We start from the raw sequence: 13,627 nt of genomic DNA on the forward strand, positions 1-13,627 counted from the left end.
GAAGGGAGCACGCTCTGTGGTGCCCCCCGCCATTCATTTCACTATTATTCAGAGGCGCTCACGAGCCTTCAGCCATGAGCAGCCGTTCGACGTCGTGTGCATTGCGGCAGCGCAGCAATTGCCCGGGTGAAAGCGCCACCGAAAAGTCTTCCTGGAACCGCGCCGAAACGGCCTTCAAATGCTGGGGACGCAACCCCAGACTGATGAAATCCACCGCGTCATCGACCCCGTCTTCCAACGGGCGGCCCAATACACTCAAGTAGAGGTCCAGCACCTTGTTTCTCTTGGTCGAGATGATTCTGGCGGCAGGCTCGGCCACTTCATTCGCCGGCGCAGTGAGCAGGCTGCGGGCACGCTGGCGATCAGGCTTGCCGTTTTGCGACAGCGGCAACTCATCCACGCTCAAGAACCGTGTGGGGACATGGGAGTGCGGCAGATGTTGGCGGGCATAGTTGCGCAACTCGGTTGCCGTCAGCTCCGCGGCACCCTGCTGGCCGACATACAGCGCACCGATGCAGACCTCACCTCGACGCTGCTCGCCATAATCCACGACCAGCACGTGCCTGACCGATGGGTGATTGATCAATTCGATCTCGATATCCGGGAGCGACACCCGTACACCGCGAACTTTCACATAGCCGTTGACCCGACTGTCGAAGATCAAGGTGCCATCGCGACGGTAGCGACCACAGTCACCGGTGCGGAACGCACGAACGGCCTGGCCATGTTCATCGTTGACGGTCACGAACTCACTCTGTGTCAGCTCGCCGTTTTCCAGGTAGCCCAATGCGAGATTGACACCAGCCGTGTGAATTCGGCCGACAACGCCCGCCGGGCAATGCTCACCCTGTGAATCAAGGGTGAAATAACGGTTACCGGGCAAGGGCCTGCCGTAAGGGATCAGCGCTTGGTCATCGGCAGTGATCTCGTGCCAGATACTCCAGATGGTTGTCTCCGTCGGCCCCCCAAGGGAGATCAACCGGGAGTCCGGCAGCAGCGCGCGCAGCTCGGCGATCACAGCGGGCTTGATGTAGTCACCACCCTGTGCAATCAGGCGCAGGCTCTTCAAGTCATGAGCGGCGCGGCAAGAAAGAAGCATCTCCAGGATGGCGGGCACCGAACACCACAACGTCACCTGATGCAGGGCAATCAACTGATTCCAGCGCACCGCATCCTTTTCCTCGCCATGGCCAGGCAGTACCAGCGTCGCCCCCGCTGTCAGGCAGCCCAACACGTCGAAAACCGACATATCATGGTGAAGCGGGGTTACGGACATGAACACATCGCGCTCGGTCACGGCCCAGCGCTCAAGGGTGCTGCCAATGACATTGGCGGTGGCTCGATTACTCAGCACCACGCATTTGGGCTTTCCGGTGGTGCCCGAGGTATAGAGGTAATAGGCCGGCGCTTCGCTTGACGACAGGTCCTCCATCATCGGTGGAACCTCGGCTTGCGCTGCCAGCAGCTCATCGGGTGTCGCGCAAGGACGCTCGACAGACTCGCCCTGGGTGATCACCACCAGATCAGGTCGACAGTTTTCCAGCAGGAAAAGCCGTCGCTCCTCAGGTGCCGAAGCATCGATGGGGACCCAGATCAAGCCCGTCAGAGCACAGGCCAACGTCACCATCGTGTGCTCCGGGCTGCGGGGCAGGCATATGGCAACCACATCGTGCCGAGAAAGTCCGCGCGCTTTCAATGCAGCGATCATCCGGCATACGCCGTCGCCAAGCTCGGCATAACTGATTTGCCGGTCGCCGCTGATGAGGGCGATTCTGGCGTTGCTACGATCAAAGATATTGCTCGCGATCTGCCCGAGAAAGGGTGCGTGGCACGCCTCAGTCACCGGGCTATTCAGCCGGTAGTGGCACCTGTCGATAATCGCCGGAGCATCAATGGCAAAAACACCGTTTGCCGTGATCTGACCGATCGCCCTTTCGAAGGCACTCAAGATATCGCTGACCACCGCCGGATCCAGCACTTCGCGCGCATAGTCGATGTCGAACACCAAGGCACCCTCAGCATTCGCCGAGAAGCGGATATCCATCCCCACTTGAGGTGTCTGGGTCAGTCCGCCACACAGGCTCATGGGACTGTCCGCCGGCGAGACCGGCCAGGAAAAACCGTTGGTGATCACCACGGGCAGGACGGGGCCTGGACCGTGGGATTCGAACAGCAACCGGGCAAGGTCAACCCCTGAAAAGGCCAGATGTTGCAAACCTTCCAGCACATCGACTTGCAGCTGGGTAGCCCGCTGCGCAAAACCGTCTGGATCGGTGCTCCAATTGACCGCGATAAAGCTTGAGCGATTGGCGAAGGCACCACTCGTTTGCGGAGCAACAGGCACCGCAACACACACGCCCCCCTCATCGACCCAGTGGGAAAGCACTTCCAGTACCAGCGCCATCAGGGCGGAGTTCTTGAACAGCCGTTGCCGCGCGCCCAGTTTGCAGAACGCGCTGAACGCCGCTTTGGGCACCAACAAGCTCTGTCGCTCATAGCGAGAAGCGCCCACCTGGTCCAGCGGGGTGAGCCACGGCAAACGTGGAGCACCGCTCACGCTGGCGAGTTTGGCTTTCCAATAAACGGCATCCGCCTTGCGTTGGCGGGCGAGGTCTTCTGGCTCGGGCATAACCTCGGTGAACGGTTCCTCGCCGACCACACCGTCGAACAGTTCAACCATGAGGGTTGCGATCGATCGCCCATCGAGAATCAATGCATCAAGGCGCACAAAAACCCTCAGATGACCTTCCGGGAGCAGGAAAACCGTAACATTCCAAGGCGAGCGATCCAGTTCGAACAGCGCATGTGCATAAGCCTCACGACGCTCCTCAACATAGCCAAGGGCATCGTCTGGCGACAGAGCCGTGAGGTCGATTTCCTGCAGGTTTATCTGCACCTCGTCACTGACAAACTGCACGAGTTTTTGCGCATCGATCCGTGTTCTCAGGCTTTCGTGGCGCCGGACCATCCCGGCCAAACGGCTTCGCAGCAGAGCAGGATCCAAAGAGCCGCGGTATTCGCGAAACTCCTGCATGGCCACGCCGCCCAGCGGCATCTGCGGGCTGCGCCCAAGTAGATAGGCCTGCTGAAGAGCGTTCAGCGGCAGCCCGCGCTGAGAGAACGGTAGATCCAGGACAGCGGAGCAGACTGACGCCTCACGCACGATCGCCACAAAGCGATCGAACAGATTCGACACCCAGGCTTCTGGCAGAGCATCAAGGCGAATGTCCCAATTGATCAATATGCCGCCGTTGGCGCATGCGATCTGCGCGTCGAGTGCAACCTGGGGCCCTTGGGAGATCACCCAGTTCATCGGCCCGAAGACCCGCCGGACGCGCTCCGAGAGAAGATCGCCGCCCGGCATGTCCAGCGCTGCGGTAAACACCACCGGCGCCAGTTGCGGCGAACCATGATGACGAGATAGATCGCGCATCAGATTCACCCCGGGATAGGCGCTATGTTCGAGCAAGTCGAGCATTCTTTTCGCCATCTGCGTGCAAAGGGCAGCGGGGCTGCGGGCCGACTCGATATCCACATCGAGAATCAGCACATTGGCAAAATCACCGACTACCCGCTCGACGTCATCCACCAGTGGCGGACGCCAGAACGAGGGCACGTTGAGGCGGAATTTCCGGTCCCCTGTCTGCGCCCCGAGTACCACCGCGAAAAGCCCCATCATCAAGGTCGACAGGGTCACTCTTCGCTCACGGGCCAGACGCTGCAGCGCCTGACGCTCATCGGGGCCAAGCCATGTGCTCAATCGATGGCTGCGGGCTTGATCAGGCTGAACCTCGAGAAACGGCAATGTGGGTGCAGGAGCGATTTCAGCCAGGCGCTCACGCCACCAGATGCGGTCTCGTTCCCGGGCGACTTTGAGCGAGGTATCGGTACGCGCCTTGTCGTACCAATCGAAGAAAGAAGGCGTGTGTGGAACCGGTCCGTCGGGGTCGTCATAAAACCGTGCGAGGTCTTCGATTAACGTACGAAAACTCGATGGGTCGATGGCGATCATGTCCGTATCGACGTGCAAGCGGAACTCATCGTCCGCCAGCAGGCTGACCGAGAAACGGACGCCCGGGCAATGACCAAGATCAAGCTGCTGATGAGTCCATTCCTCGCGCTTGCAGAGCAGATGCCGCGCTACTTCCGACTCGATCATCGAGCGTAGATCTTCGACTTCCAGCTGCGGTGACTGGTCCATCGAAGCAATGGATTGCAGGCCATCCGCATTCAGCCGGACCCGCAGCATGGGATGCAGCCGGCATACCCGTTCAAGCGCCGTGCGCAGCCGTTCCAGGTCAATGGAACGACCATCGAACTCGGCATAAAGATGAGCCGAAACTCTCCCTAAAGACGCATGAGCAGCGCGCCCGATCCAACAGGCGGCTTGCATTGAAGTTAACTCTCTCATGGCTCACTCATGTGATTGACAAATCTAAATGATTAGCGTCCCATAATAGAAACGATAATGATTATATTTCAAGACTTAATTTTTTACCCACAGGCCACGGAGGCTTTCCCCCAATGAGATCGGGCACCCTAAGAGCGAATGACACGGATGAGGTGCAAGCTATTGATGAAAAAGAGAGTTTTTCATTTACCTCCGGCGATCGAGAACTAACAGTCGCCGGGATGCTTCAGCGAATCGAAACACCTGCCATTGGCGGCGAAAACGCCAATAGCCTGTTCCAGAAAACCGTGCTGCAAGCCCTCGACCGGGCGCGCAAGGCCGGTCAGAGCAACCCGATAATCGTCGGTGCCATCCCCTTCGATCCTGCTGAAGCCTCTTGTCTCTACATTCCCGAACACGCCGAGTGGCGAACACGAAGCGCCACCGCACAGACAGGCGTCGCAGCACTGCCTGAACTGATCGAGCAAAAAAACATACCGGACGAGCAAGGTTTCAAACGTGCGGTAGAGCACGCGATCGTCAACTTCCGCCACAGTGACGTGCGCAAGGCCGTGCTCTCGGTGCAACGTGAGTTGGTGTTTGCGCAGGACGTGGATGTGGGTGCCATGCAGAATAATCTGCGGGCCCAGAATCAAAGCGGCTATCACTTCCGTGTACCTATGCCGGACGGCGCTACGCTGATCGGCGTCAGCCCCGAACTGCTCGTTCACAAGGACGGTCTGAACTTCGTCTCCAACCCGCTGGCTGGCTCGGCCAAACGCATGAGCGATCCACAAGCGGATCGGCGTAACGCAGATTGGCTGTCAGCCTCGGAAAAGGATCACTACGAGCACCGCCTCGTGACCGAGGACATCGCCACTCAACTGGGGGAGCTGTGCACCCAGCTGAATGTGCCCCAGCGCCCTTCCCTCATCAGCACCCCCGCACTCTGGCATCTCTCCACCCGTATCGAAGGCACCTTGGCGGATCCGACCGTCTCGGCCTTGCAGCTTGCCTGTCGCCTGCATCCAACTCCTGCCGTCTGTGGCTTCCCCACCGAGCGCGCCCGGCGCCTGATCCGCTTTGTCGAACCCTTCGAGCGTGGCCTGTTCACCGGCATGGTTGGCTGGTGCGACGCCCAAGGCAATGGCGAGTGGGTGGTGACCATTCGCTGCGGCACCGTCAAGCGCAACAGGGTTCGCCTGTTTGCTGGCGCCGGCATCGTCGAAGCCTCGAGCCCCGACTCCGAATGGACAGAAGTCCAGACCAAACTCGGCACCATGCTGCGCGCATGCGGTTTGGCCCACTAATACGAACTTTTTCAGTAGTGACAATCATGACTATAGAATTCAATCACTGGCCCCTCGACAGAGCACAGCGCTATCGGGAAAAAGGCTACTGGATCGACCAACCACTCACACACATTCTCCAGGCACGCAGCCAGTCGCAACCTCACGCATCGGCGATCATTTGCGGTGATCGTCGTTTCAGCTATGCCGAGCTGGAGCAGCTGTCGTCCAACCTGGCTTCGCGCCTGGCGGCCAGCGGACTTGGCAAAGGCGACACCGCCTTGGTGCAATTGCCCAATATTGCAGAGTTTTACATTGTCTTGTTCGCGCTGCTCAAGGCCGGGATTGCGCCCCTCAACGCGCTCTACAGCCATCGAAAACTCGAACTCAAAAGCTACGCCCAGCAAATCACGCCAAGGTTGCTGATCGCCTCTCGCGAGCATGAAGTCTTTCGCGACGACAGCTACATCACAGACCTCAAGGAAGTGGGTTCCAGCCCCGAAATCACCCTGCTGCTGGGCGACCCGCGTGACGAAAGCAACCTCGCCGCCTGGATCAAAACCCCAAGTGAGCACCCCGTGGACTTCTCCCCCAGCGAACCGGGCGAAGTGGCGCTATTCCAATTGTCGGGCGGCAGCACAGGCACCCCCAAACTCATCCCGCGCACCCATAACGACTATCACTACAACGCTCGGGCAAGTGCGCAAGTATGCGAGCTCACTGCACAAACGCGCTTTCTCTGCGCCCTGCCTGCGGCGCACAACTTCTTGCTCAGCTCGCCCGGCGCCTTGGGCGTCCTGTATGCCGGCGGCACTGTCGTCATGGCTCCGAGCCCGGAGCCGTCGACGTGCTTTTCGATCATTCAACGCCATGAAGTGAATACCGTGGCCCTGGTTCCAAGTGCAGTCGCCTTGTGGTTGCAGGCCGCGCCGGAGCACAAAGAGCAACTGCAATCGCTGGAATTCCTCCAGGTCGGCGGCGCCTGTTTCGCCGACTCGCTGGCACGCCAGGTTCCCGAAGTGCTCGGCTGCAAGTTGCAGCAGGTGTTCGGCATGGCCGAGGGCCTGATCAACTACACCCGCCTGGACGACTCTGACGAACAGATCTTCACCACTCAAGGCCGTCCGATCTGCCCGGATGACGAAATCAAAATCGTTGACGAACAAGGCATCCCCGTCCCGCACGGCGAGCCTGGCATGCTCGCCACTCGCGGTCCTTACACGTTCTGCGGCTATTACCGAAGCCCCGAGCAGAATGCCCAGGCGTTTGACCATGAGGGTTACTACTATTCCGGCGACCTCGTTGAGCTCACACCGACAGGTGATTTGCGGGTCGTCGGCAGGGTCAAGGATCAGATCAACCGCGGTGGCGAAAAAGTCGCCTCGGAGGAAATCGAAAACCTCATCGTCCTCCACCCGGACGTGACCCACGCCGGTCTGGTGGCCATGCCCGACGACCGACTGGGGGAAAAGAGCTGCGCCTTCGTCGTCACCCGTAACCCCCATCTTAAACCACCGGCCTTGAGACGCCACTTGATGGAACTCGGCATCGCCGAATACAAACTGCCCGATCGCATCCGGCTCATCGAGACCATGCCCCTGACGGCCGTCGGCAAGATCGACAAAAAACAACTGCGCCAACTCCTGGCGGCGGAAACCACCCGCGCCTGGCTACACACCCGCGTACTGCAACTTGTCGAGGACTGTGAAGACCTGGACCCGGAGGAAAACCTGATTTTCTACGGCCTCGATTCCTTGCGGGTGATGAAGCTCGCTGCGGAGCTCAAAGAGCGCGGCATCGCTGTGAGCTTCGAAGAGCTGGCGGCCTCGCCCACGCTCGCCAGTTGGTGGTCGCTGGTAGACACCAAGCAAAAAGCCGCCTGACCGGGCGGCCTCTAAAAGGAGTTAGGTATGACTTTATCCACCGCCGACCAAAGCAGGCTTGAGCGCTTCTGGCAGCACTGCGTAACGAATCAGTACTTCAATATCGGGTACCCCGAATCAGCGGACTTCGATTACTCCCAGCTGCATCGTTTCCTGCGCTTCTCGATCAACAACTGCGGGGATTGGAACGAATACAGCAACTACCTGTTGAACTCATTCGACTTTGAGAAGGACGTCATGACGTACTTCTCCGAGCTGTTCAACATCGCGCTCGAAGACAGCTGGGGCTACGTCACGAACGGGGGGACCGAAGGCAACATGTTTGGCTGCTACCTGGGTCGCGAACTGTTCCCGAATGGCACCCTGTACTACTCGAAAGACACCCATTACTCCGTTGCGAAGATCGTCAAGTTGCTACGGATCAAATGTCGTGCAGTCGAGTCATTGGCTAATGGCGAAATCGACTACGACGACCTGATGGCAAAAATAACCGCCGACCAGGAACGCCACCCCATCATCTTCGCCAACATCGGCACCACCCTGCGCGGAGCCGTCGACAATATCGCCACCATTCAACAGCGTCTGCAGCAGGCGGGCAGGGCCCGTCATGACTACTACCTGCACGCAGACGCAGCGCTGAGCGGGATGATCCTGCCTTTCGTCGATCACCCACAGCCCTTCTCGTTCGCCGATGGCATCGACTCGATCTGCGTCTCCGGCCACAAGATGATCGGTTCACCCATTCCTTGCGGAATCGTCGTGGCCAAACGCAAGGACGTTGCGCGCATCTCGGTGGAAGTGGACTACATCCTGGCCCATGACAAGACCATCAGCGGCTCGCGCAATGGCCATACACCCTTGATGATGTGGGCGGCGCTACGCAGCCACTCGTTCGCTGACTGGCGCCAGCGTGTCCACCACAGCCTGGAAAAAGCCCAGTATGCAGTGGATCGATTCCAGGCTGCGGGGATTGATGCCTGGCGCAACAAGAACTCCATCACCGTAGTGTTCCCTTGTCCGTCGCAGAGGATTGCGAAGAAATATTGCCTGGCGGTATCTGGCGATACAGCGCACTTGATAACGACACCCCATCATCATGACAACGTAATGATCGACGCATTGATCGATGAGGTCATTACCGAACTTGAGACGGATGCCTGGCAATTCGGGGGCGCACATGTCAAACAAGGAGGGAATGAGCGACGACCTTCAAACTCCGTCAGGGAAACGTGCCCCCGATTCGACGTCATCTGAAACTGGCTATTTTCAACACACCTTGAGACAAGCACCATGTCGCCACTTAAAACACCTGAAGCCTGCGAAAACCTCAATGATATTCGGGCAGGCATCGATTTTTATGATCGCCAGATCCTCGCGTCCTTGAAACTACGCCTGGGTTATGTAAAAGCCGCTGCGCAATTCAAAGCCAATGAGCGGGCTATCCCCGCTCCAGAGCGGGTCGCGGCGATGCTCGAAGACCGTCGCGAGTGGGCAGTCGCCGCCGGGTTCGAAGTGGCCTTCGTCGAGAAACTCTACAAGCACATTATTCATTGGAATATCCAACAGCAGATTCTGCACTGGCAAGAAACCTATTCCGACCGAAATACCGCATAAGCCCATAGATGAGCGTATGACCAGGTCTACTGTGTAGACGTTTCCGAGTTTATGGTTCTGAAAGGGCGCCAGAGAGAGGCGCCCTGCCCCTTTTCCTGAATGTTCAGGACTAAAGTTCACAGGCTTTACCCACAAAAGACCTGATGACAGCAGAACCGACTATCCTTGCGGATAGTGAACGCTGCACTCTCGGCAAAAAGGGACGCCATGCCAGACTATGATCGCGCCATCGGCTCCAGACCCGGCATCACATGCGGTGATCGAACCTGCCTGATCAGGCCTTGGTTACCCTGGATGACTTCAATTGCGGTTTTCTGTCTTTTCACGGCAACTCCCGGATACGGCCAGAACCTGCCAACTGCAGCGGGTGTCGAAAACGCCACGGTTACGGTGATTCAAGCGCAGGAAATCGTTTCCAGGGCCACCCTCGAAGCCGTTCGCTGGAGCGGCCCTGAATCCGGCCCGCAAGCCCTGCGGGGCAAGAGCATCGCCCTTGTCGCAGAAGATTTGCGTAACGGTGGAATTGTCGGTGTCGCACAGGGCGCTCGCGAGGCAGCCAAGGCGATGGGCTGGACGCTGAAAATATTCGATGGCGCTGGGTCATCGGTCGGGCGCGCAAAGGCCTTTTCCGATGCCCTGGCAGCGAAACCCGACGGCCTCATTCTGTGCGGTTCCGATGCCCTTGAGAACAATGCGGCGCTGATCCTCTTCGCCAACAGGGATGTGCCGGTGGTCGGCTGGCACGCAGGGGCACGCCCCGGGCCGATTGACGGCACGCCGGTGGCCATGAACGTCACGACCGATCCGCTCGAAGTGGCTCGCCTCACGGCCATGGCGGCAGTGGCACAGTCAAACGGACACGCCGGCGTGGTCATCCTGACCGACTCCAAATACAGCATCGCCATGGCGAAAGCCAACGCCATGGAAAACGTCATTCGGGCCTGCCGGGAATGTACATTGCTGGAAGTGCGCGATGTCGCGATCTCCGAAAGTGGCGAGAAGATGCCGGCGATCACCAACGAGCTGCTTCAGCGCTATGGCAAGCGCTGGACCCACACGCTGGCCATCAACGATATCTATTTCGACTACTCGATTGCCTCATTGACCAACGCTGCAATACCCAGTGACAGCATCAGTCTGTTGTCCGCCGGTGATGGCAGCGCTTCGGCTTTCTTGCGCATACAGGCAAAAACCTACCAGACCGTCACCGTGGCCGAGCCGCTCAACCTGCATGGCTGGCAAGTGATGGATGAGTTGAATCGGCTGTTTGCAGGTCAGCCGGTGAGCGGCTTCGTAGCACCAATTCACCTGGTCAATGCCGACAATATCGCCTTCGACGGCGGGAAGAAATTCCAGTACGACCCTGACAATGGTTATCGAGACATCTATCGCCACCAATGGAACCCCTGACATTGGACGTCATTTCCCGGCTCGGACGCCAGCTGTTGCCGCAATCGCTACGCGCACAGTTCACACTGGCGTTTCTGACACTGGCGCTGCTGATCCTGGCGGGTGGTGCAACTGCGGTCTACGCGTTGCGCACATCAAACAGCGCCACCCGCCAGCTGACGGATGAACGACTGGTCCGCATGCAAAATGGGCAAGACATGCTGCATCGTACCTTGCTGATCGAACGCCAGACCGATCAGCTTCTGACAACCCGCTCCCCCGACACCCTGCGTTCAAGCTATGCAGCGACCGTCGAACAGCTTGAAGCCCTTGATCAGCTGGTGCAGCAGCTGACTGCCGCGAACAGTGGCGTGGCGATACTCGACATGTATCAGTCGAGTCAGATGTTCCGCAATACCGCCAACATCGTTGCGCAATTGCGCGAAAGCCTGCTGCAAACCGAGGTCACCTTCGAGCAAACCCTGGAGGATCACACCGCCCGGTTAACCGCGGCCCAGACCCGGGCCAGCCTGGAGCTGGCGGTATTACTTTTCGATCTGCCGCAGGCTGTTGACAGTGATGCCGTGCAACGCCTGCAGATCCGGTATGAGCACCTGTCACGCACCACAGGCAAGTTACCCGACGCTGATGTCGAGATACCCAAGCTCTTCTCCCTACGCCTGAAGCTCATCAATCAGCACAACGTCATACAGCGGTTCAATGAGGAGCTGAAGAATGAGGCCGGGGTTCTGGTCGCGTTGGCCCGTGCGCAATCCAGTGCTTACACCGAAGACTATCGCGAAGCCGTACAGCGCCTGGTGGAGGCCTCAAACCGTAGCCAGCAATGGGTGTTGATCATGTTGGGCGCCAGCCTGGTGTTCGCCTGGTTTGTGACCCGGGTCTTCATGGGCCGTCATGTGCTCGTGCGCCTGAATGCAATAAGCCGGCAATTGCGTCAGGAACACACTGACAAAACGCATTTGATGATGGCGGAGCATGGGAAGGACGAGATCGCCAACATGGCTCGTGCGGTGAATCAATTCCTCAAAGACCGACTTCAGCTGGAAAAAAAATCGGTTCAATTGAGTATCGCCACAGAGCGGCTCGCCGTGCAAAACAGTCGATTGGAGCAAGAAGCCATCATCCGTACCGGACAAGGTCATGTCCTGGAGCTGATCGCCAGGAGTACCGAGCTTGCAGAAGTCCTCGACAGCCTGGCTCACCTGGTCGAGTCCCAACTGGAGGGGATGATGGTGTCCATCCTGGTGCTGGATGAGGATGGCAAGCACCTGCTGCACGGGGCTGCGCCCAGTTTGCCGAAAGCCTATAACCAGCTCATTGACGGGATTGCAATCGGTCCGAACGTCGGTTCATGCGGCACCGCTGTGTATCGACGAGAACCGGTCATCGTCACGAATATCGAGCTGGATCCGCTGTGGGAGGATTACCGTTCAATTGCTGCGCCCTATGGGTTTCGCGCCTGCTGGTCGACGCCGATCCTGTCCCATGAGCGAAAGGTATTGGGTACGTTTGCCTTGTATTCCAACACTGTACGCAGCCCTGGCTCGACCGAGACGCGACTGATCGACATGGCGACACCGCTTGCCGGCATTGCAATAGAACGCCAACTTACCGAGCAGCGCATTCGCTTTATGGGCGACCATGACGCACTGACCGGGCTGCCGAATCGCACACTGCTCGAAGACCGCCTCAAGCAGGCAATACTTTATGCTCAGCGCTACAACCGCCAGGTGACGGTGGCGTTTCTCGATCTGGACAAATTCAAACTGGTGAATGACAGCCTTGGGCACAGTGCTGGAGACGAACTGCTGAAAACCGTCGCCCAGCGCATGCTGGAATGTGTACGCCGTACCGACACCGTCGTGCGACTGGGTGGCGACGAGTTTGTGATCATCCTGTTCGACCAGCCCTCAGACCTCGACGGCGTTACCCCTGCCCTGCACAAAATCCAGGAAGCCATCCTGCGGCCGATTCAGCTAAGCGGACATACACTCCACGTCACCTGCAGCATGGGGTTGGCCACTTACCCTGCCGACGGCAGCGATACCGACACGTTGCTCAGCAACGCAGACGCCGCGATGTACCGGGCCAAGGAGCTGGGTCGCAACAGTTACCAGTTCTATACGAGCGAGATGAATAACAAGGTTCAGGGCAAGCTCGCCATGCAAGACGGGCTTCGAAATGCACTCAACCATGACGAGTTCCTGCTGCTGTACCAGCCACAGGTGGATTTGCAGTCAGGTCAGATTATCGGCGTAGAAGCACTGATCCGCTGGCAGCACCCCGAGCTCGGCATGGTGTCTCCAATCAAATTCATTCCGCAGGCCGAAGAAACCGGGTTGATCGTGCCCATCGGCGACTGGGTGATTCATACCGCGTGCAGACAGAACAAGGACTGGCAGGATGCGGGCTGGCCGCCGATCACCATGTCGGTGAATATTTCAGCACGCCAGTTCATCGAAAGGGACCTGATCGACCGAGTGAGGCATGCCTTGAAAGAAACCGGACTGGACCCGATGTACCTTGAGCTGGAGCTGACCGAAAGCCTGATCATGCAAGACCTTCAGCAAGCCATCAACAAAATGAAAGAACTGCAATCAATGGGGATCAGCCTCTCGATCGACGACTTCGGCACCGGCTACTCCAGCCTTGCAGCCTTGAAAAGCTTCCCGATTGCGAGACTCAAGATCGATCAGTCTTTCGTGCGCGATCTGCCCGACAACGAGAACGACAAAGCCATCGCCACTGCGGTGATTTCGTTGGGGCACACACTGAACCTCAGGGTCATTGCCGAAGGTGTCGAAACCCAGGAGCAGCAAACCTTCCTGCATGAAAACGGCTGCGATGAAATTCAGGGCCACTTTTTCAGCAGAGCGGTCAGTGCAGAGGAAATCAGCCTGTTACTGCGTACGCCCCGATTGCCTCAATCGAGCCGCATTGCGAGCCCTGACTCGGCAAGGCGAAAACGCGATGTAAAACGCCCAAGCAGCCCAATGCCCGGGCATTAATGACTCAGTGTGGCGTACGTTCGGCGTGGTCTT

General features: G+C 58.4%; 7 protein-coding genes. 6 read left to right on the forward strand and 1 reads right to left on the reverse strand.

Features of this window, described 5'->3' with window-relative positions; all coding sequences use genetic code 11:
• Positions 1-58 precede the first annotated feature (58 nt).
• Positions 59-4,393 carry an amino acid adenylation domain-containing protein gene (locus tag AC1RJ3_RS18820; protein ID WP_493079845.1) on the reverse strand — a complete coding sequence of 1,445 codons (4,335 nt, stop codon included), beginning with the start codon at positions 4,391-4,393 and terminating at the stop codon, positions 59-61.
• 131 nt (positions 4,394-4,524) lie between these two features.
• On the opposite strand from AC1RJ3_RS18820, the gene AC1RJ3_RS18825 reads away from it, so the two are divergent.
• From AC1RJ3_RS18825 to AC1RJ3_RS18850, 6 genes are all read left to right on the forward strand, one after another.
• Positions 4,525-5,700 carry an isochorismate synthase gene (locus tag AC1RJ3_RS18825; protein WP_493079847.1) on the forward strand — a complete coding sequence of 392 codons (1,176 nt, stop codon included), beginning with the start codon at positions 4,525-4,527 and terminating at the stop codon, positions 5,698-5,700.
• A 26-nt stretch (positions 5,701-5,726) separates the two neighbouring features.
• The gene (locus AC1RJ3_RS18830) at positions 5,727-7,562 is read left to right on the forward strand and encodes a (2,3-dihydroxybenzoyl)adenylate synthase (RefSeq protein ID WP_493079849.1); all 1,836 of its coding nucleotides are present in this window, start codon (positions 5,727-5,729) and stop codon (positions 7,560-7,562) included.
• Between the two features lie 27 nt (positions 7,563-7,589).
• Positions 7,590-8,816, forward strand: a complete 1,227-nt coding sequence (locus AC1RJ3_RS18835) for a histidine decarboxylase (protein ID WP_493079851.1) — start codon at positions 7,590-7,592, stop codon at positions 8,814-8,816.
• A gap of 36 nt (positions 8,817-8,852) precedes the next feature.
• The gene (locus AC1RJ3_RS18840) at positions 8,853-9,176 is read left to right on the forward strand and encodes an isochorismate lyase (RefSeq protein WP_493079853.1); all 324 of its coding nucleotides are present in this window, start codon (positions 8,853-8,855) and stop codon (positions 9,174-9,176) included.
• Positions 9,177-9,566: 390 nt separating this feature from the next.
• Positions 9,567-10,586, forward strand: a complete 1,020-nt coding sequence (locus AC1RJ3_RS18845; RefSeq protein WP_493079940.1) for a substrate-binding domain-containing protein — start codon at positions 9,567-9,569, stop codon at positions 10,584-10,586.
• Entirely contained in the window at positions 10,574-13,594 is a 3,021-nt protein-coding gene (locus AC1RJ3_RS18850) for an EAL domain-containing protein (RefSeq protein ID WP_054597212.1), read from the forward strand. Before AC1RJ3_RS18845 ends, AC1RJ3_RS18850 begins: the two co-directional genes overlap by 13 nt.
• Positions 13,595-13,627: the final 33 nt, after the last annotated feature.

It is taken from the genome of Pseudomonas sp. GW822-FHT04C11 (assembly GCF_058800905.1).